Source organism: Ilumatobacter sp., assembly GCF_965215205.1.
GTDB lineage: Bacteria > Actinomycetota > Acidimicrobiia > Acidimicrobiales > Ilumatobacteraceae > Ilumatobacter_A.
On sequence record NZ_OZ244049.1, the window covers coordinates 1,167,441 to 1,186,583 of the forward strand.

The 19,143-nt window shown below is 72.4% G+C and carries 18 protein-coding genes; 11 read left to right on the top strand and 7 right to left on the bottom strand.

What is annotated here, in order from left to right; all coding sequences use genetic code 11:
- Positions 1 to 30: 30 nt before the first annotated feature.
- On the bottom strand, positions 31 to 1,266 hold the full coding sequence (locus ACOOHC_RS05545) for an MFS transporter (RefSeq protein ID WP_420453013.1): 1,236 nt from the start codon (positions 1,264 to 1,266) through the stop codon (positions 31 to 33).
- A 167-nt stretch (positions 1,267 to 1,433) separates the two neighbouring features.
- Between ACOOHC_RS05545 and ACOOHC_RS05550 the strand changes: the two genes are divergently transcribed.
- Positions 1,434 to 4,985: an error-prone DNA polymerase gene (locus tag ACOOHC_RS05550; protein ID WP_420453014.1), complete on the top strand. Its 3,552-nt coding sequence runs from the start codon at positions 1,434 to 1,436 to the stop codon at positions 4,983 to 4,985.
- Between the two features lie 124 nt (positions 4,986 to 5,109).
- Here the strand turns inward: ACOOHC_RS05550 and ACOOHC_RS05555 are convergent, their stop codons facing one another.
- The gene (locus tag ACOOHC_RS05555) at positions 5,110 to 6,039 is read right to left on the bottom strand and encodes a CobW family GTP-binding protein (RefSeq protein ID WP_420453015.1); all 930 of its coding nucleotides are present in this window, start codon (positions 6,037 to 6,039) and stop codon (positions 5,110 to 5,112) included.
- A gap of 43 nt (positions 6,040 to 6,082) precedes the next feature.
- Positions 6,083 to 7,276 carry a mandelate racemase/muconate lactonizing enzyme family protein gene (locus tag ACOOHC_RS05560; RefSeq protein ID WP_420453016.1) on the bottom strand — a complete coding sequence of 398 codons (1,194 nt, stop codon included), beginning with the start codon at positions 7,274 to 7,276 and terminating at the stop codon, positions 6,083 to 6,085.
- Between the two features lie 63 nt (positions 7,277 to 7,339).
- Here ACOOHC_RS05560 and ACOOHC_RS05565 point away from each other — a divergent pair, with 63 nt between their 5' ends.
- Positions 7,340 to 8,179 carry an acyl-CoA thioesterase gene (locus ACOOHC_RS05565; protein WP_420453017.1) on the top strand — a complete coding sequence of 280 codons (840 nt, stop codon included), beginning with the start codon at positions 7,340 to 7,342 and terminating at the stop codon, positions 8,177 to 8,179.
- Positions 8,180 to 8,198: 19 nt separating this feature from the next.
- Here ACOOHC_RS05565 and ACOOHC_RS05570 read toward each other — a convergent pair whose 3' ends face one another.
- Together ACOOHC_RS05570 and ACOOHC_RS05575 are read right to left on the bottom strand one after the other, a co-directional pair.
- On the bottom strand, positions 8,199 to 8,723 hold the full coding sequence (locus ACOOHC_RS05570; protein ID WP_420453018.1) for an NUDIX domain-containing protein: 525 nt from the start codon (positions 8,721 to 8,723) through the stop codon (positions 8,199 to 8,201).
- Between the two features lie 23 nt (positions 8,724 to 8,746).
- Positions 8,747 to 9,040 (bottom strand): DUF3039 domain-containing protein, encoded by a 294-nt coding sequence (locus ACOOHC_RS05575; RefSeq protein WP_420453019.1) that lies wholly within the window; start codon positions 9,038 to 9,040, stop codon positions 8,747 to 8,749.
- A 98-nt stretch (positions 9,041 to 9,138) separates the two neighbouring features.
- On the opposite strand from ACOOHC_RS05575, the gene ACOOHC_RS05580 reads away from it, so the two are divergent.
- On the top strand, positions 9,139 to 9,270 hold the full coding sequence (locus ACOOHC_RS05580; protein WP_420453020.1) for a hypothetical protein: 132 nt from the start codon (positions 9,139 to 9,141) through the stop codon (positions 9,268 to 9,270).
- Between the two features lie 93 nt (positions 9,271 to 9,363).
- Here the strand turns inward: ACOOHC_RS05580 and ACOOHC_RS05585 are convergent, their stop codons facing one another.
- The gene (locus tag ACOOHC_RS05585) at positions 9,364 to 10,029 is read right to left on the bottom strand and encodes a metal-dependent phosphohydrolase (RefSeq protein WP_420453021.1); all 666 of its coding nucleotides are present in this window, start codon (positions 10,027 to 10,029) and stop codon (positions 9,364 to 9,366) included.
- Positions 10,030 to 10,206: 177 nt separating this feature from the next.
- Between ACOOHC_RS05585 and ACOOHC_RS05590 the strand changes: the two genes are divergently transcribed.
- Positions 10,207 to 10,509 carry a DUF4031 domain-containing protein gene (locus tag ACOOHC_RS05590; RefSeq protein ID WP_420453022.1) on the top strand — a complete coding sequence of 101 codons (303 nt, stop codon included), beginning with the start codon at positions 10,207 to 10,209 and terminating at the stop codon, positions 10,507 to 10,509.
- A gap of 123 nt (positions 10,510 to 10,632) precedes the next feature.
- Here ACOOHC_RS05590 and ACOOHC_RS05595 read toward each other — a convergent pair whose 3' ends face one another.
- The gene (locus tag ACOOHC_RS05595; RefSeq protein WP_420453023.1) at positions 10,633 to 11,109 is read right to left on the bottom strand and encodes a hypothetical protein; all 477 of its coding nucleotides are present in this window, start codon (positions 11,107 to 11,109) and stop codon (positions 10,633 to 10,635) included.
- Positions 11,110 to 11,204: 95 nt separating this feature from the next.
- Between ACOOHC_RS05595 and ACOOHC_RS05600 the strand changes: the two genes are divergently transcribed.
- The 7 genes from ACOOHC_RS05600 to ACOOHC_RS05630 all read left to right on the top strand — a co-directional run bounded on the left by ACOOHC_RS05600 (position 11,205) and on the right by ACOOHC_RS05630 (position 19,127).
- Positions 11,205 to 11,810 carry a beta-class carbonic anhydrase gene (locus ACOOHC_RS05600; RefSeq protein WP_420453024.1) on the top strand — a complete coding sequence of 202 codons (606 nt, stop codon included), beginning with the start codon at positions 11,205 to 11,207 and terminating at the stop codon, positions 11,808 to 11,810.
- A gap of 163 nt (positions 11,811 to 11,973) precedes the next feature.
- Positions 11,974 to 12,273, top strand: a complete 300-nt coding sequence (locus tag ACOOHC_RS05605) for an arsenate reductase family protein (RefSeq protein ID WP_420453025.1) — start codon at positions 11,974 to 11,976, stop codon at positions 12,271 to 12,273.
- A 32-nt stretch (positions 12,274 to 12,305) separates the two neighbouring features.
- Positions 12,306 to 14,333: an ABC transporter ATP-binding protein gene (locus tag ACOOHC_RS05610; RefSeq protein WP_420453026.1), complete on the top strand. Its 2,028-nt coding sequence runs from the start codon at positions 12,306 to 12,308 to the stop codon at positions 14,331 to 14,333.
- A gap of 5 nt (positions 14,334 to 14,338) precedes the next feature.
- On the top strand, positions 14,339 to 16,111 hold the full coding sequence (locus ACOOHC_RS05615; protein ID WP_420453027.1) for an ABC transporter ATP-binding protein: 1,773 nt from the start codon (positions 14,339 to 14,341) through the stop codon (positions 16,109 to 16,111).
- A 113-nt stretch (positions 16,112 to 16,224) separates the two neighbouring features.
- A complete protein-coding gene (locus ACOOHC_RS05620; RefSeq protein WP_420453028.1) occupies positions 16,225 to 17,178 on the top strand; it encodes a diadenylate cyclase in 954 nt (317 codons plus the stop codon).
- A 76-nt stretch (positions 17,179 to 17,254) separates the two neighbouring features.
- Positions 17,255 to 18,019, top strand: coding sequence for an amino acid ABC transporter ATP-binding protein (locus ACOOHC_RS05625; RefSeq protein WP_420453029.1), 765 nt, complete (start codon positions 17,255 to 17,257; stop codon positions 18,017 to 18,019).
- A gap of 73 nt (positions 18,020 to 18,092) precedes the next feature.
- Positions 18,093 to 19,127: a transporter substrate-binding domain-containing protein gene (locus ACOOHC_RS05630; RefSeq protein WP_420453030.1), complete on the top strand. Its 1,035-nt coding sequence runs from the start codon at positions 18,093 to 18,095 to the stop codon at positions 19,125 to 19,127.
- Positions 19,128 to 19,143 lie beyond the last annotated feature (16 nt).

The following is a 19,143-nucleotide window of genomic DNA, read 5'->3' on the forward strand; positions in this document are numbered from 1 at the left end:
GCGACGGCGACCGGCGAGGGGGCGGCGGCGTCAGCGGACGTGACCGGTGCGCTGCGCCCGGTCGACGACGACGACCTCGGCCCGGCCGCCCGACACGATGACGACCGCGGCCAGGAGCTGGACCACGGCGGATCCCACGATCGTGGTCGTCAGGCCGATCTCGGCGGTGATGATCCCGGCCGCGACCGCGCCGAGGACGCCGCCGACCCCGATCCCGAACCGGAACACCGACATCACGCGCCCCCGGATGTCGTCGGTGGTCAGGCGCTGGCGCATCGACATCGCGATGATCACCCCGGTCGTCACCGAGAACCCCCAGGCGACGAGCGCGGCGAACGAGACGGCGATGCTCGTCGCCAGGCCGAACACGACGTAGGACCCGGCGTTGACCACGATGGCCGCGACGAGCACCCGTCGGCTCCCCCAGCGCGCGGAGAGGCGCGACGAGACCAGGCCCGAGACGATCCCGCCGGAGGCGAGGACGGTGAGCGCGAGGCCGTAGTACCGCTCGGAGAGCCCGACCCGGTCGCTCAGCACGAGCACCGCGAGGGTGGACACGACCGAGTTGCACAGCGCGAGCACGACGAGCGCGAACCACAGCGAGCGCAGGGTCGCCGAACAGCGCACCGCCGCGAACGCCGGACCGACCCGCGGCCGCTGCGAGGCCCGGGCGCCCGGGGCGTCGGCGGGAAGGCGGGCGACGAGCACCGACGACACCACGTAGGTGGCGGCGTCGGCGACGAACGGGACGCAGGAGGCGATCGAGAACAGCAGCGAACCGATCGGCGGACCGACGAACTCGGCCCCGACGTCGGTGGCGGTCGTCAGGCGCCCGTTGGCGGAGTCGAGCTGGTCGTCGGGGACGAGGGTGGGCAGCAGCGGCTGGATCGCTCCGGTGAACAGCGCACGCCCCACCCCGACCCCGAAGGCGGCGATCGCCGTGGTCCAGACCGTGACGTCGCCGACGAGCACGACGAGCGCGAAGATCGCGAGGCACACCGCACGGCCTGCGTCGGAGGCGAGCATGATCGTGCGCCGCGAGTAGCGGTCGGCGATGATCCCCGACGGCAGGGCGAACAGCACCACGGGGAGCTGCGTCGCCGCGGCCACGAGGCCGAGCGCGGCGGGGGTCGCGCCCTCGCCGGCGATCGCCAGCACGAGCAGGGGGAGGGCGGCGTCGGTGATCCCCGTCCCGGTGGAGGAGAGCGCGGCGGCCGAGCACAGGGTGCGGAACGGCGCACCGAGACCTCGCCGGACGTCTCGCAACTGGGGATCCTCGTCTCTCGCCTCCGACCGCTGGGGCCCGAAGCTAGCGGTCGGGGGAGTGCGGTGCGCACGAAGCGGGAGGGCGCGGGAGCGGCCCGGTGGGCGGGCGTGGTGCGGGGTCCGGGATCTCCTTGCATTCATAGCACACCTGTTCGATGATGGGGTGGATGGGATTCGAGAACCCCCTCTGGTCGTGGAAGGAGCTGGAGTCGACGCTGTCCGACCGGGGTCCGACGCCGAGGGCGCCACGCACCGGCCGTGACGGGCGCGCCCCGGGGTCGCCGTCGTGGAACGCCGGTGGCGACGCACCGGGGTGGAGCCGCAAGCGGCAGCCCTTCGAGGCCCCCGACGACCTGCGCGGCGCGTCGGGCGCGCTCGAGGTGCCCTCCGCCGAGCTGCACTGCCACTCGAACTTCTCCTTCCTCGACGGGGCGTCGCACCCCGAGGAGCTCGCGACGGAGGCCGCCCGGCTGGGGCTCGAGGCGCTGGCGATCACCGACCACGACGGCCTCTACGGCGTGGTGCGCTTCGCCGAGGCCGCCCGCGCCGTGGGGTTGGGCACCGTCTTCGGGGCCGAGGTGACCCTGACCGTGGGTCGCGACGGGCGTCCGCTCGAGCACCGCGTGGCGCGCAGCGAGTCCGAGACCCTGACCCAGGTCGACACCGGGTCGGTCCCCGACTCCCACGCCCCCGACCCCGCGGGCACCCACCTCGTGGTGCTCGCCGACGGCCCCGCCGGGTACGCCCGCCTCGCCCGGGTGCTCAGCCACGGCCACCTGGCGGGGGAGAAGGGCGCCCCCCGGTTCTCGTTCGCCGACCTCGTCGGAGGCGGCGACGACGGTCTCGTCGGCCCCACCGGGACGCACGGGTGGGTGCTCACCGGGAGCCGCAAGGGGGCGGTGCCCGCCGCGCTCGTCCGCGACGGCCCGGCCGCGGCGCGCCGCGAGCTCGAGCGGCTGGTGGGCGCGCTCGGCCGAGACCGGGTGCTGGTCGAGTTGTGGGACCACGGCGACCCGACCGACACGGCGCGCAACGACGTGCTGCACGAGATCGCGGCGCGCGTCGGGGTGGGGTGCGTCGCGACGAACGACGTGCGCTACGCCACCCCGGCCCAGCGGCGCCTCGCGACCGCGCTCGCCGCGGTCCGCTCCCGTCGCAGCCTCGCCGAGGTCGACGCGTGGCTGCCCTGCTCGGCCGGCGCCCACCTCCGCTCGGGGGCCGAGCAGGCGTGGCGGTTCCGCAGGTACCCGGGCGCGATCGAGACCGCGGTCGAGATCGGCCGCGCCGCGGCGTTCGACCTGTCCCTGGTCGCCCCGAACCTGCCGCCGTTCCCCTGCCCCGCCGGACCCGACGGGCGACCGATCTCGGAGATGGAGCACCTCCGGCGGATCGTCGCCGACGGTGCCGGTCGTCGCTACGGCGAGCGCCCCGGCCCCGACGAGGACCTGTCGCTGCGGGCACGGGCGTGGGCGACGATCGACCACGAGCTCGCGCTGATCGAGCAGCTCGACTTCGCCGGCTACTTCCTGATCGTCTGGGATCTCGTCGAGTTCTGCCGCCGGTCGAGCATCTACTGCCAGGGGCGAGGGTCCGCCGCCAACTCGGCGGTCTGCTACGCCCTCGGGGTCACCGCCGCGGACGCCGTCTCGCTCGGGCTGCTGTTCGAGCGGTTCCTGTCCCCCGAGCGCGACGGCCCGCCCGACATCGACATCGACATCGAATCCGATCGGCGCGAGGAGGTCATCCAGTACGTCTACGAGCGCTACGGCCGCCACCACACGGCCCAGGTCGCGAACGTGATCACCTACCGGTCGCGGTCGTCGATCCGCGACATGGCCAAGGCGCTCGGCTACGAGCCCGGCCAGCAGGACGCGTGGTCGAAGCAGGTCGACGCGTGGGGGAACGTGGCCGCCACCGCCGAGCAGCCCGACTGCACGATCCCCGCCCCGGTGCTCGCGCTCGCCGCCGAGGTCGAGGACGCTCCGCGCCACCTCGGGATCCACTCGGGCGGGATGGTGATCTGCGATCGGCCCGTCGTGGAGGTGTGCCCGGTCGAGTGGGCGCGGATGGAGAAGCGCTCGGTCCTGCAGTGGGACAAGGACGACTGCGCGGCGACCGGCCTGGTCAAGTTCGACCTGCTCGGGCTCGGGATGCTCTCCGCGCTGCACGGCGCGGTCGACCTGATCCGCGAGCACCGGGGCTACGAGGTCGACCTCGCGACCATCCCCCAGGACGACGACGTGTACTCGATGCTGTGCCGCGCCGACACCGTCGGCGTCTTCCAGATCGAGTCGCGCGCCCAGATGGCGACCCTGCCCCGGCTGCGGCCGCGCAAGTTCTACGACCTCGTCGTCGAGGTCGCGCTGATCCGGCCCGGCCCGATCCAGGGCGGCTCGGTCCACCCCTACATCAAGCGGCGCAACGGCCAGGAGCCGGTCACCTACCTCCACCCCCTGCTCGAGAACTCGCTCGCCAAGACCCTCGGCGTGCCCCTGTTCCAGGAGCAGATGATGCAGATGGCGATCGACGTCGCGGACTTCACCCCCGCCGAGGCCGACGAGCTGCGCCAGGCGATGGGGTCGAAGCGCTCGGCGCGCCGGATGGAGGCGCTCAAGCAACGGCTCTACGCCGGGATGGAGGGCAACGGGATCACCGGGGAGATCGCCGACGAGCTGTACCAGAAGCTGAAGGCGTTCGCGAACTACGGCTTCCCCGAGTCGCACTCGGTGAGCTTCGCCTACCTGGTCTACGCGTCGTCGTGGATCAAGCACCACGAGCCGGCCGCGTTCTGCGCAGCGCTGATCAACGCCCAGCCGATGGGGTTCTGGTCGCCGCACACCCTCGTGCAGGACGCCCGCCGCCACGGGGTGGTCGTGCGCACCCCCGACCTGGGCGCGTCGAGCGCGGGGGCGACGCTCGAGGTGTGCCCCGGTTCGCTCGGCTCGACCGCACGCCCCGTCTCCCACGGCTTCGCGACGGCGTCGACCGTCGAGCGTGACCTCGACGAGGGGCTCGCCGTGCGGCTCGGGCTGTCGTCGGTCCGCACGATCGGTGCCGATCTGGCCGACGAGATCGAGGCCGAGCGCGATCGCTCCGGCGCCTACGCGAGCACCGAGGACCTGGTGCGGCGGGTCCCGGCGTTGACGCTCGCGAACCTCGAGGCGATGGCGACCGCCGGGGTGTTCGCCGAGTGCTTCGGCCTCGACCGGCGCGAGGCGCTGTGGACCGTCGGCGCGACCGCGCAGTCGCGCCCGGGCCGCCTCGAGGGGGTGGTCACCGGCGCCGCCGCACCCCGGCTGCCGGGGATGACGCCGGTCGAGGAGGCCGTCGCCGACCTGTGGGCGACCGGTGTGTCACCGGAGGGGCACCCGACGGTCTTCGTGCGCCGGGAGCTCTCGGCGCTGGGGGTGCTGACCTCGAAGGACCTGCACGACGCCCCGGTGCGCTCGAACGTGCACGTCGCGGGGGTGGTCACCCACCGCCAACGGCCGATGACCGCGCAGGGGACGACCTTCCTCAACCTGGAGGACGAGTTCGGCCTGATCAACGTCGTCGTCTCGAAGGGGTGCTGGGAGCGGTACCGCACCGTGGCGCGCGGCGCGGCGGCGATGGTCGTGCGCGGTCGCCTCGAGCGCAGCGAGGGCGTGATCAACATCGTGGCCGACCACATCGCGCCGCTCCCGCTCCCCGCCACGACCGCCAGCCGCGACTTCCGCTGACCCCTCGCTCGTACCGATCCGGTCAGACGGATTCGATACTTCGGGTCCGAGCGTGAGTACCGATCCGGTCAGACGGATTCGATACTTCGGGTCTGCGAGCTGCGTCGCTGCCCGGGCGCGCCGGTCAGGTGGTGCCGGTGTCCGGGGGGAGCGAGATGACGACGAGATCGGTCGGGGCCTGGTGCTCGGAGGGCAGCAGCGCGGTGACCTCTCGCCGGGGGCCGACGACCTGGACGAGCACGAGGCCGTCGGGGGTGTCGATGACGCCCTTCGCCCGGGCGATCCGGCCCCCGACGTGACGGGGGACCTCGTCGAGCAGCGCGTCGATCCCCGCACGGTCGAGCGGCCCGTCGACGGGGATCGTGCTGGTCTCGTGGAGGTCGAACAGCGTCGGGCCGGGGAGGCGGATCGCGTCGCCCGCCCGGTGGCCGCCGAGCGCGAGGAAGCGGCCCAGGGCTCCCACCTCGCGGCGCCCCCTGCTCGCGTCGACGACGGGGGCGCCGGGCGCGGCCAGCGCCAGGCGCTCCCGGGCGTCCGCGACGCTCGTCGCGTCGGCGAGGTCGGCCTTGGTCAGCACGACCAGATCGGCCGCGGCGAGCTGCGCGTCGAGGTGGGCGCGGATCCAGCCCGGCATCGAGTCGTCGACGAGCTGATCGACGGCGGCCACGACGACCACGCCGTCGAGCACGAACCCGGCGGAGGAACCCCACGGCACGACGTTGCCCGGCTCGGCGACACCGCTCAACTCGACGATCACGTGCTCGGGCGGTTCCGGACGCTCGCGGATCGTGTCGAACGCCGCACCGAAGCCGTCGATCGACGAGCAGCAGACGCACCCGTCGGTCAGCTCGATCGCGTCGCCCGACCGGGACCGGATCAGCCGTGCGTCGATGTTGACCGAGCCGACGTCGTTGACGACGACGGCGATCGGTCGGTCGGTCTCGGACAGGATCTCGTTGATCGCCGTCGTCTTGCCGGCGCCGAGGTACCCGCCCACGAAGGTGAGCGGCGCCCGACGCCCGTCCCACGGCAGGAACTCCGGCTCCCGGTACACCCCGCCACGCTACGGGGCCCCGTCCGGCGCGGTCGGCTCGGTGTCAGCGGACGGGGTCGGGGACCATCGACAGGTGGAGCGGCCCGCCGGGGGTGTCGGGCCACGCGTGGGCCAGGGCCTCGTCCTCGTCGAGCTCGACGCCGAGACCCGGCTCCGTCGACGGGATCACGTAGCCCTCCTCCCACCGGATCGGCGTGGTGAGCAGGTCGGCGTGGAAGCCGCCCCACTCGCGGATGCCCTCGATCATCAGCAGGTTCGGCAGCGTCGCGGCGAGCTGGACGTTGGCGGCGCCGAGGATCGGTCCCGAGTAGAGGTGGGGTGCGATCTGGCACCCGTTCGCCTCGGCGACGGCCGCGATCTTCTTGCCGGCGAGGATGCCGCCGCAGCGGCCGAGGTTCGGCTGCCAGACCGACGCCGCCTGGTGGCGCCCGAGGGCCGCGAACTCCGTCACGGTGGTCAGGCGCTCGCCGGTCGCGACGGGGATCGACGTCTGCGCGGCGACCCGCGCCATCTCGTGGGGCAGGTCGGGGGCGCAGGGCTCCTCGAACCACAGGGGGTCGAACGGCTCGAGCTCGCGGGCCAGGCGGATCGCCCCGGCGGCGGTGAACTGGCCGTGCGTCCCGAACAGCAGGTCCGCCCGGGGCCCCACCGCGCCGCGCAGCGCGGCGACCATGCGCGTGGAGGCGACGATGTCGTCCTGGCTCGGCATGTGGCCGTCGAACGCGGTGTAGGGGCCGGCCGGGTCGAGCTTCAGCGCCGTGAAGCCCCGCTCGACCTCGTTCACCGCACGTGCGACCGCGTGGTCGGGGTCGGTGTACACGTCACGCCACCCGGCGCTCGGGTACAGGTAGGTGTAGGTGCGCAGCTTCTCGTGGACCCGTCCGCCGAGCAGGTCGTGGATCGGCTTGCCGGCGTCCTTGCCGACGATGTCCCAGCAGGCGATCTCGAGCCCGCTCATGATCCCGACGAGGGTCGGATCCGGTCGCAGCGAGTAGCCGCTCGAGTAGATCCGGCGCCACATCAGCTCGATCCGGTTCGGGTCCTGGTCGATCACCCAGCGCTCGGCGACGTCGTCGACCATCGCGGCGATCACGTGAGGGCCGAACGTAGCGGCGTAGATCTCGCCGTAGCCCACGACGCCGGTGTCGGTGGTCAGCTTCACGACGACGAAGTACCGCCCGCCGAACCCGGGGGGCGGGTTGCGGATGACGAAGGTCGTGACGTCGGTGATCTTCACGTCGCAGAGCCTGCCACAGCGGGAGGATTTCGGCCGGGGGAGCGGGGGTGCCACGCTGGATCCGTGCCCGACCCCGAGAGCCACGAGCTCGCGACGTTCGACCTGCTCGGCCTGGAGGGCGGAGCCTCGCCGTCCACGTTCCGCCTCGACGTTCGGCCCGAGCTGTGCACCCCGTTCGGCTTCCTCTACGGGGGGTCGGGGATCGCCGCGAGCGTCGAGGCCTCCGAGCGGGCGACGGGGCGCCCGCTGCAGTGGATCACGACCCAGTTCGTGGGGTCCCCCGCCCCCGGCGACGTCGTCGACGTTGAGGTCGTCGTGTCCGCGACGGGTCGCTCGACCACCCAGACCCAGGTGCACGGAACGATCGGCGGATCGGTCGCGTTCACCTCGCTGTGCGCGCACAACGTCCGCCCGGCCGGCGACGAGCGGGCGTTCGCGACGATGCCCGTCGTCGACGAGCCCGAGGCGTGCGACCCCTTCGCCGAGCTGTTCGACACCGGCGTGGCCGGTTCCTTCTTCGATCACTTCGAGCGGCGCGTCGCTGCCGGGAGGGTGGGTCCCGACGCCGACGGGGACCCCCAGGACGGACCGCTGGCGATCTGGTGCCGCCTCACCACCACCGGGATCGGCTCGGCGGCGACCCAGGGCTTCGTCGCCGACCTCGGGCCCCTGGCGCTCTGCGCCGCGATGGGGATCGCCCCCGGTGGGACGAGCCTCGACAACACGATCCGGGTCGTCGACGCCCGTGCGAGCGAGTGGGTGCTGATCGAGATCGCAGCGGACGGGTTCCACCGCTCGGTGGGGCACTCGACGGCGCGGACGTGGAGCCGCGACGGCCGTCTGCTCGGGATCGCCCAGCAGTCGGCGATCATCCGGCGCAGCCACCACGACCGGATCCGCTGACCCGGTCGGTCGGCCGGGCTCAGACCCCGGTGTCGACGACGGAGTCGGGTGGACCCTGCTCGATCAGGTCGCGGGCCAGCTCGGCGAGGCGACCGGGAGCGAAGCGGGTCCCGGCGGCGGTGGCGGCGTCGATCTCCTCGAGGGTCCACCAGCGGACCTCGTGCACGCGCTCGGCACGCAGCGCGTCCCATCCCAGCGCCGGCCGCGGCTCGAAGCGGTCGTCGACGGGCACGACGTGGTACCGGTCGCGCTGGCCGTCCCAGAGGCCGTCGAGGAACGCGACGACGTGCTCGCGGGTCCACACGTGGGCACCCACGTCGACGTCGACGAGCCCGAGCTCCTCGTGGAGCTCCCGGCGCAGCGCGCCCTCGTGGTCCTCCCCGGGCTCGAGGCCGCCGCCGGGCGGTGCCCAGACGGTGGCGGTGGGGAACTCGAAGCGGACGAGGAGGAGCGACGACGGGGGAGCGAGCACGAGGCCGCGGACCGCCTCGCGGATCCGCAGCTCGCCCGCCGGGGCGTCGGGGCCGTCGCCTCGGGCCACCACGTGGGCTCGGGTCGCCCGTCCGGTCAGTCGATCGGGACGTCGCGGTTGACGCCGTCGCTGAAGGCCTTGTACATCTCGTAGACGTCCTTGCACCGCTGGCAGAGCGGGAGCTGCTTGGGGTCCTTCGACGGCACCCAGACGTAGCCGCACAGCGCTTCGACCGGCGTTCCCATGATGCGCGCCTCGAGCACCTTGGCCGCGCCGTTCTCGCCCGGCTCCGCCTTGACGATGTGGGCCATCGTCGGCTCGTCGGTCTCCGTCTCCTGGTCGAGCTCGGTGTCGAAGTCGATCTGCGGCATCGTCTCCAGATCCGTCATGGGTCCAGTGTGCCACCGCCCGACGGGGGTCGGTGAACACGCCGAGAACACGGTCGACCGATGCGTGGGCCCGTCGACGCCGGGGTACCGTCGATCTCGTGCTCATCACCATCATCACCACGATCGGCGCCGCTGCCGCGATCGCGAGCGGCGTCGTGGCGGGTCGTCGCGACCCCGAGCCGGCGATGATCCCGATCCCGGTCGACCGGCCCCGCCGCCCCCGCGGCTGACCCGCCGCCTCTCGGCGGAGGTCGCTCGTCGCTCGCTCCCGTGCCGGACCCGTACGTCGGGGCCGGGTCCGCCGGTGCCCCGACCGGTGGTGCTCAGTCGGTCGCTCCCTCGGATGCTGGTCCGGTGGACCGCGAACCGGTGTCGGCGCCGCTGCCCGTGGTCCCGCGCAGCCCCTCGATCTCCGCGACCAGGTTGGAGCGGGCGTCTCGTTCCCAGCGACGCTGCGCCGTGTCGGTGGCGTAGATCCGCTCCCGTTCGAGGAACCCCGAGAGCACCTCGCAGCGCCCGGTGACCCAGGCGCCGTCACCGACGTGGCGGTACTCGGCTCGCACGTCGTCCACGTAGCGCGCGTACCGCACGGGTTCCGACGACAGCACCGCGAGATCGGCGTCGTAGAGCACGGCGGTGCCCGTGTCGGGCGGGCCGAGGTGACGATCCGTGCCCTCGATCATCTCGGCGGCGCGCTCGGCGCGCTCGACGGACCACCCGCACGCGACGAGGTCGCGCCGGGCGAGGCGGGCGCTCGCCCGCTCGTTGGCCGACGAGCGGGGCTCGTAGACGGCGTCGTGGTACAGCGCCGCGGCGACGACGACGGCGACGTCTTCCACTTCCTCGACCTCCGCGAGCTCGAGGACGTCGTGGACGACGGCGTCGACGTGCTCGACGGTGTGGTAGCGCCGGTGCTTCTCGCGGTGCCGCCCGAGGAGGCGCTGCGCGAGGGTCGTGTCGGCGCACACGTGCTCGACCCAGATCTCCACCAGCCGACGCTCGCGCTCGCGCCGTCGGCCCCCGGCTGGCCCGGCGGCGCCGGGTGCGCCCGCAGCCGACCCGGGGCCACCGTCGGCGGCGAGCGCGTCCGCGGGATCGGCTCGCCGGGGGGTGGAGCGGTCCGCGGACACCCACGGAGTGTGCCACGTCGTGGCAGTCTCGGCTCCGTGACGATCCTGATGGACGAGGCCCGGTGGTGGCTGCGGGGTCGCCGGTGGTGCCACCTCGTGAGCGACGAGTCGTACGACGAGCTGTTCGAGTTCACCGACTCGCTGGGGATCGCGCGCCGGGCGTTCCAGGGCGATCACTTCGACATCCCCGAGGAGCACCGCGACGCCATGATCGCCGCCGGGGCCCGGGTCGTCGAGAGCCGCGAGCTCGTCCGCCGCCTGCGTGCGGCCGGCCTCCGTCTCAGCCCGGCCGAGCGACGGGCGCGCACGGCGGCGGCGAGCGCGGCCGACGACGGCTGACCGTCGCTCGTCGCACACGGCCGACGCTCGCGTGGCCGACCGTCGGTCGGCGCGCCGAGGGCGGGCGGGGCAGGATCCGACACCACGATCGCCACGGCCCGGCCGCCACGACCGTCGCGGCCGTCACGGCACCCACCGGTCGGGTTCGCCGACGAGGGTGCGCGGGCACGAGCTGGAGCCGCCGACGACGAACCACTCGACGAGCTCGATCCCCGACACGTCGAACATCTCGTCGAGGGTCAGCCACCGCTCGATGTCGTCGATCTGCTCGCCGCCGCCGGGCCGGACCGAGGCGAGGATCACCGCGCCGACGTCGGGACTCGGCCGCCACGCGTCGATCAGCCACTCGGCGACGCCGAGCACGACGTCGTCGCGCTCGAGGCCGTGGCGGTGCGGCGCGGCGGGTGACGACTCGAGGTCGTCGTGGTCGACGCTCACGATCGCGACCCCTCGACGTTCGTGGTCGAGGACGACCGCGACCGTCTCGGATCGGCGGGGCGCGGCGAGCACGGACTCCACGACGATCCGGGCGGTGTCGTCGTCGACGATCGGGTCGATCCGCGCTCGCGGCATGCGTCGGGCGGAGCGGTGTCGGTACATGGGACCCCCTCGGGGCGGTGTCCGGCGCGAGCCGGTGCGAGACGGGGAGGGAGTCGGTGCGCCCGACCCTAGGTCGGGGGTGCCACACTCGTGCCGTGGACGATCCCGAGAGCACCGACCGACCATCCGACCCACGGCCCGACCCGTCCGACGCGCCCGGCGGCGAACCCCGCACGTCGGGGACCGGCGACGGGTTCTCACCCTCCGCCGACGAGCTGGTCGAGCGGAACCGGACGCACGCCGAGGGGTTCGAGGGCAGCGATCTGCAGGTCCGCCCGACGCGGAAGATGGCGATCGTGACCTGCATGGACTCGCGCATGGACGTGTTCGCCCTGCTCGGGCTCGGCAACGGCGAGGCGCACATCATCCGCAACGCGGGCGGGGTGATCACCGACGACGTGATCCGGTCGCTGTGCCTGTCGCAGCGGTACCTCGGGACGCGCGAGATCGTGCTGGTGCACCACACCGACTGCGGGCTGCAGATGGTGACCGAGGACGGACTGAAGTCGGAGCTGCAGGCCGAGATCGGGATCAAGCCGTGGTGGGCCGTCGAGTCGTTCGACGACCCCCACCTCGACGTCCGCCAGTCGATGCGGCGACTCGAGCTCACCCCGTTCGTGCCCCACAAGGACCACGTCCGCGGGTTCGTCTACGACGTGACGACCGGGTCGCTCGACGAGGTCGACCCGGCGGCGGGCTGAGCCGGGGCGGCCGCACCCCGCCTCGCACCACGGTCGCGGAGCGACCGCAGCCGATGTCACAGCCGACGTCGTGGTCGTGTGCGATGGGTGCCGACGTAGTGTCGGGACCATGTCGGACGTGACGATCTACCACAACCAGCATTGAGGCTCGTCGAGCAATGCCGTGCGCATCGCAGAGGATCTCGGGGTCGACCACGACGTCGTGCTGTACATCAGGGAGCCGCCGGACGCCGACGCGCTCCGAGAGATCATCGCCAAGCTCGAGGATCCGCCGACCGATCTCGTCCGCCGTGACAGCAAGTTCGCGAAGCTCGGCCTGACCGACGACGACGTCGCCACCGAGGATCAGATCGTCGACGTCCTCGTGCGCCACAAGCAGCTCCTGCAGCGGCCGGTGGTGGTCACGGCCGAGACCGCGATCATCGGGCGGCCCAAGGACCGCGTCGCTCGCCTGCTCGGCTGACGCCGCGCCGCCGAACCGACGTGTCCCGCTCCGTGCCGTCCTCACCTCGCCGTCGCCGCGACGGCGCCGCCGCGGGGTCCACGACGCGCTGGAGCCTGCTGTGGGAGACCCTGCGAGCCCAGCGGCGCAACCTCGCGATCGGCACCGCGATCGGTCTCGCGTGGACGGTCGGCAAGGTGGCCTCTCCGGTCCTCATCCGCTTCGGCATCGACCGGGGGATCGGCGACGGCGAGCTGCTGTGGTTGTGGGCCGGGCTGATCGCGCTCGCCGGGATCGTCGCCGGGTTCTTCACCGCGTTCCGCCGCTTCTACGCGTTCCGCGAGGCCCGTTGGACCGAGGCGCGCCTGCGCGAGCGCCTGTTCGGCCACATCATGTCGCTGCACATCGGCTACCACGACCGCTCCCAGACCGGCCAGCTGATGAGCCGCTCGTCGAGCGACCTCAACCAGATCCAGATGTTCGTGGTGATGATCCCGATCACCCTGTCGAACCTCGCGATGATCACGGCCGTCACGGTGATCCTGTTCCTCACCGACTGGCAGCTCGCGATCTTCGCCCTCGCCTCGCTCCCGTTCATCCAGGTCCTCGGCGGCCGCTTCTCGCGCTCGATCCACCCGGCCGTGCTCGCGGTGCAGAACGAGCAGGCCGAGCTCGCGACCGTGGTCGAGGAGACGGTCGGCGGGGTGCGGGTGGTGAAGGGGTTCGGTGCCGAGGGGGTGCAGGCGGCCAAGCTGCGCACGGCCGCCGACGACATCCGGCGCGAGTCGATCGGCGCGGCGCGGATCCGGGCCAAGTTCCTCCCGGCGATGGAGCTTCTCCCCCAGATCGGCTTGATCGCGGTGCTGTGGTTCGGCGGCAACCGGGTGATCGACGGCGAGATCAGCCTCGGCGCCCTCGTCCAGTTCAACGTCTACGTCGCCCTGCTCGTGTGGCCCCTGCGCATGATCGGCATGACGATCGCGTTCGCCTCGCGCGCCGCGGCGGCCCTGGCCCGGGTGAACGAGATCCTCGACACCTCCTCGCAGGTCACCGATCCGGCTCGACCGACCTCGCTGCCCGCGCTCGACGACGTCGGCTCCGGCCGCGGCGCCGTGCGCTTCCGCGACGTGACGTTCGCGTACGACGCGACCCGGGCCGGGACCTCGGGCGACGGTCTCGGCGCAGGCGTCGCCGACGGGGCCGACGGCGCTCCCGGTCCCGAAGAGGCGACCGGTCCCGACGGCGCGCTCGACATCGGAGCGGGACCCGGACCCGCGGACGTGGGCGCCGTGCTGGAGCGCTTCGAGCTCGAGCTCGCCGAGGGGGAGTCGGTCGCGATCGTCGGAGCCACCGGATCGGGCAAGTCGACCGTCGCGCGCCTGTTGGTGCGGTTCTACGACGTCCACTCCGGTTCGATCACGATCGACGGAGTCGACGTGCGCGACCTCAGCCTCCACGACCTGCGGCGGGCGGTGGGGATCGTGTTCGAGGACACCCTGCTGTTCCACGACACGGTCCGCGCCAACATCGCCTTCGCCGACCCCGAGGCGGACGACGCCGCGATCGAGCGGGCCGCTCGCCTCGCCGGTGCCCACGACTTCGTCATGGGGCTCCCCGACGCCTACGGCACGATCCTCGGCGAGCGGGGCTTCTCGCTGTCGGGTGGGCAGCGCCAGCGCATCGCGATCGCACGGGCGATCGTCGCCGACCCCCGGGTGCTCGTGCTCGACGACGCGACCTCGGCGGTCGACCCGTCCAAGGAGCACGAGATCCGCTCCGCGATGTCGACGGTGATGGACGGTCGCACGACGATCGTCATCGCGCACCGCCCCGGGACCATCGCGCTCGCCGACACCGTCGTCCTGCTCGAGGGCGGCCGGGTCGTCGCCCGCGGCCCCCACGATCACCTGCTCGCCACCGAGCCGCGCTACCGCGACGTCCTGGCGGCGATGGCGACCGCCGACGGGGCGGGCGACGGCGGCGGCGATGACGGCGACGCCGTCGCCGCCACGGAGGAGGGCGACGGGTCCGACGACCCGCTCGCCCCGGTCGGCGGCGGGGACGGGGTCGATCGCCGATGATGCGCATGGGCGGGGTCGCCGACGACGACAAGCTCGACCGGGACGCAGCGCGCCAGGTGCTGCGTCGGGCGCTGAGCATGGCCGCGCCGTTCAAGCGGACGGTCGCCGCCGCCCTGGTGTTCGTCGCCATCTCCACGCTCGGGGTCCTCCTCGGCCCGGTGATCGTGGGGTGGGGGATCGACTCGGGGATCGACGACGGCGACCGCTCGACGCTCGGGCGCGCCGCGATCGCGTACGTGGTGGTCGTGGTGATCGCCTACCTGGCCGGTCGACAGCAGTACATCTTCGTCAACCGCGCCGGTGAGGGGTTCCTGCGGGCGCTGCGCGTGCGGACCTTCGACCACATCCAGCGCCAGTCGCTCGGGTTCTTCGACCGCCACCAGTCCGGGGTGCTGATCTCGCGGATGACCGCCGACATCGAGACGATGTCGGAGCTGGTCCAGTGGGGTCTCCTGCAGCTCGTCGCGGCGGTCTTCCTGATCGCCATCGCGCTCGTCTTGATGCTCGCGATGTCGTGGCAGCTCACCATCGCGGCCCTGCTGGTGATGCCGGTGATCATCGTCGCGTCGCGCAAGTTCCAGCGCGACTCCAACGCCGCCTACCTCGAGGTGCGCGAACGGGTCGGCCAGAACCTGTCGGAGCTGCAGGAGGGCATCGCCGGGGTGCGCGTCATCCAGGCCTACGCCCAGGAGGGCGAGCAGACCCGCCAGTTCGTCCGGTCGAACCGCTCGCTGTACCGCTCCCACGTCCACTCGATCCGGGTGTCGACGTGGTACTTCGGCCTCGTGGAGGCGATGGGGGTCGTCGCGAGCGCGATCGCGATCGGCATCGGCGGCTGGCTCGTCGGGCGCGGTGACGTCGGGATCGGCACCGTGATCGCGTTCGTCCTCCTGCTCGCCCAGCTCTTCGAGCCGGTCCAGCAGCTCTCCCAGCTCTACAACACCGTCCAGTCGTCGGCCGCCGCCCTCGACAAGCTGTTCTCGATCCTCGACACCGAGCCCGACGTCGTGAGCGGCGAGCGCGACCTCGAGCGCCACGGCGACCTCGTCGTCGACGGGGTCGGCTTCACCTACCCGGCGACGACCACGCCGGTCCTGCGCGACGTGTCGATCACCGTGCGCGACGGCGAGCGCCTGGCCCTCGTCGGCCCGACCGGCGCGGGCAAGTCGACGGTCGCGAAGCTGATGGCGCGGCTCTACGACCCGACGGTGGGCCGGATCTCCTTCGGGGGCGTCGACCTGCGCGACTCGACCCTGTCGTCTCTGCGCCACCGGGTCGTGGTGGTCCCCCAGGAGGGCTTCCTGTTCGGGGGGTCGATCGCGGACAACGTGCGCATCGCCCGACCCGACGCGACCGACGACGAGCTGCGCGAGGCGCTCGACGCGATCGGCGCGCTCGACCGGTTCTCGGAGTTCGAGGACGGCATCGACACCGAGGTGCGCGAGCGCGGGTCGCGGCTGTCGGCGGGGGAGCGCCAGCTCGTCTCGCTCGCCCGGGCCGCGCTCGTCGACCCGGCGGTGCTCGTCCTCGACGAAGCGACCAGCAGCCTCGACCCGGGGACCGAGGTGATCGTCGAGCGAGCGCTCGACCGCCTGATGGAGGGTCGCACGACGATCGTCGTCGCGCACCGCCTGTCGACCATCCGCGGCGCCGATCGGATCGCGGTGATCGACGAGGGGCGCCTGGCCGAGCTGGGCACCCACGACGAGCTCGTCGAGCTCGGGGGCCGCTACGCCTCCCTCGCCAGCGCGTGGGACCGCAGCCTGCCGACGGTGTGAACCGACGGGTCACCGACCTCGTCGGGCCGCGCCGCGCGGGGGCGACGCCGATCGGGGCGACGGTCACCGTGGAGCGTCGGGAGGGGGGCACGGCGCGTCGGTAGGGTCGTGGGATGCAGCTGACCCGGGCGCACGAGCGGTTGCGCGAGGAGCCCCACGACGACGGGATCACCCTGCCGGGCTCGCCCGACGAGGTCGACGTGCTGATCACCGAGCTCGAGCACGCGTGGCGCCCGCCGGTGTTCGAGAACCACACCAGCATCTACGGCTCGTTCGTGCTGCCGGGGGAGCGGTCGCTGGTCGTGGGGGACAACCTCGTCGAGATCGTCGACCTCGACATGCCGATCGAGCTCGCCCGGCGCTTCGCCGACGGTCGATCGGCGTTCCTCGTGCGCGCCCGCGACGGATCCGCCCAGCTCGCCTGCTTCCGCCGCACCGTGCAGTACGAGGCCGACCTCGTCGAGATCGAGCAGGCCACCGGAGCGGTGATCGTCCAGCGCACCGTCATGGGGATGTCACGGGTGTTCACCCCGACCGGGGTCGTGGAGTGGAACGGCCACCGCTGGCGCCACCGCCCCTCGGCGAAGGTGTACCTCCCCGCGGTGCGCGCCGCCGTCCCCGAGGCGTCGAGCGCCCTCCTGCTCGGGCTGCTCGACCTCGCCGTGCACTGGCTCAGCCCGGCGCGCATCGGCGCCACGTTCCTCCTCGACCTCGATCCCGTCGACCACGACGACCACGGCCTCGACATGAGCGCGGCCCTCCCGTCGCCCGATCTGTCGGTCCTCGAGCGGCACCACTTCGCGGCGCTGTTCGCCGTGCTCAACCAGACCGACCTCGCGACCCTGGTGGGGGCGGACGGCGCGATCGGCTCGCTCGGTGTCGGGTTGCGCAGCTCGATCGCGTCGGAGTCCGCCGTCCACCTCGACGAGGGGATGCGCCACCGCTCGGCCGCCCGCTACACGTGGGACCACGACCACACGGTCGCGTTCGTCGTGAGCGAGGACGGTCCGGTCACGCTGTTCCGGCGGGGTCAGCCGATCGCCGTGTGCATCGGCGTCCCCGACTGACGTCCGCCTCGGGGCCGGTCCGGCGCACCGTGCGCTGTCACGGCGCATCCGCCGGGTGGCGTAGTGTCACCGGCGGATGACCACGACACCGGATCGAACGTCGACCGACGCCCTCGTGACGATGCGCGGCGTCAACAAGTGGTACGGGGATCTGCACGCGCTCAAGGACATCGACCTCGAGGTCGCCGAGGGCGAGGTGGTCGTGGTGATCGGCCCGTCGGGGTCGGGCAAGTCGACGTTGATCCGCACGATCAACCGGCTCGAGACGATCCAGGAGGGGGAGATCCGCATCGACGGCGAGCTCCTCCCGCTCGAGGGCAAGGAGCTCGCCCGGCTGCGCGCCGAGGTGGGGATGGTGTTCCAGTCGTTCAACCTGTTCGCGCACAAGACGATCCTCGAGAACGTCACCCTCGGTCCGCTGAAGGTGCTGAAGAGGTCGAAGTCGGAGGCGCGCGAGAGCGCCGAGCGGCTGCTCGAGCGCGTCGGCGTCGGGCACCAGGCCGCCAAGTACCCCGCCCAGCTCTCCGGCGGCCAGCAGCAGCGCGTCGCGATCGCCCGGGCGCTGGCGATGGAGCCGAAGATCATGCTCTTCGACGAGCCGACCTCCGCGCTCGACCCGGAGATGATCAACGAGGTCCTCCAGGTGATGCTCGACCTCGCCAAGTCGGGCACGACGATGGTCGTCGTGACGCACGAGATGGGCTTCGCACGGTCCGCGGCCGACCGGGTCATCTTCATGGCCGACGGCGCGATCGTGGAGGAGAACGACCCCGAGTCGTTCTACAAGGACGCGAAGACCGAACGAGCACGGGACTTCCTCTCGAAGATCATCCAGCACTGAGGACCCGAGCGACCAGGTCGGTCATCGAACGCGGGCGGACACCGTGGACAACGAAGACAACTGGAGGAACCCAATGAGAAGCACCTACACACGGATCGTCCCGTGCCTGGCGGCGACGGCCCTCGTCGTGGCCGCGTGCGGCAGCGACGACACGAGCGCCGAGGTCGACGACGCCGTCACCGACATCTCGGCAGCGGCCGACGAAGCGATGTCGGAGACGTCCGACGCCGCCGACGACGCGATGGCCGAGACCACCGACGCGATGACGGAGACCTCGGACGCGATGACCGAGACCACCGACGCGATGACGGAGACCTCGGACGCGATGACCGAGACCACCGACGCGATGACCGAGAGCACCGAGGCCGCGGCGCCGGCCGAGGGCGGCGGCGGGACCCTGAGGGTCGGCACCAAGTACGACCAGCCGCTGTTCGGGGTCAACACCCCGAGCGGCGTCGAGGGCTTCGACGCGGACATCGCCCGCTACATCGGCGAGCAGCTCGGGCGCGAGGTCGAGTTCTCCGAGGCGGTCTCGGCCAACCGCGAGTCGTTCCTCGAGAACGGCACGGTCGACATGGTCGTGGCCACCTACACGATCAACGACGAGCGCGACGAGATCGTCGACTTCGCCGGGCCGTACTACGTGGCGGGTCAGGACATCATGGTCACCGCGGACAACCCGCTGGGGATCGCGAGCATCGACGACCTCGACTCGCCCGACGTGGCGACCTGCACCGTCGAGGGCTCGACGTCGCTCGACAACCTCAACGAGATGGCGCCCGACGCGAACGTGACGACCTTCGACACGTACTCCAAGTGCGCCGACGCGATGGGCCAGGGCCGGGTCGACGCCGTCACCACCGACAACGTGATCCTGCTCGGGCTCGCGGACGAGTCGGGTGGCGAGTACGTGCTCGTCGAGAACCCGTTCACCGAGGAGCCGTACGGCATCGGGGTCCCGGAGGGCTCGGAGCTGCGCTGCGAGGTCAACGAGGTCCTGCAGACCATGTACGACGACGGCACGTGGCAGCAGATCTACGAGGACACCGTCGGCGCCGTCGCCTCCCAGACGCCGGAGCCGCCGGAGCTCGACGACGAGGGGTGCTGATCCCCACCCCATGATC

What these genes read in the sequence shown, in the direction of transcription:
- ACOOHC_RS05550 (WP_420453014.1), top strand. Translation starts at nt 1,434, where the DNA reads ATGGGATTCGAGAACCCCCTCTGGTCGTGGAAGGAGCTGGAGTCGACG.
- ACOOHC_RS05575 (WP_420453019.1), bottom strand. Translation starts at nt 9,040, where the DNA reads ATGACGGATCTGGAGACGATGCCGCAGATCGACTTCGACACCGAGCTC.
- ACOOHC_RS05595 (WP_420453023.1), bottom strand. Translation starts at nt 11,109, where the DNA reads ATGTACCGACACCGCTCCGCCCGACGCATGCCGCGAGCGCGGATCGAC.
- ACOOHC_RS05615 (WP_420453027.1), top strand. Translation starts at nt 14,339, where the DNA reads ATGGGCGGGGTCGCCGACGACGACAAGCTCGACCGGGACGCAGCGCGC.
- ACOOHC_RS05620 (WP_420453028.1), top strand. Translation starts at nt 16,225, where the DNA reads ATGCAGCTGACCCGGGCGCACGAGCGGTTGCGCGAGGAGCCCCACGAC.
- ACOOHC_RS05625 (WP_420453029.1), top strand. Translation starts at nt 17,255, where the DNA reads ATGACCACGACACCGGATCGAACGTCGACCGACGCCCTCGTGACGATG.
- ACOOHC_RS05630 (WP_420453030.1), top strand. Translation starts at nt 18,093, where the DNA reads ATGAGAAGCACCTACACACGGATCGTCCCGTGCCTGGCGGCGACGGCC.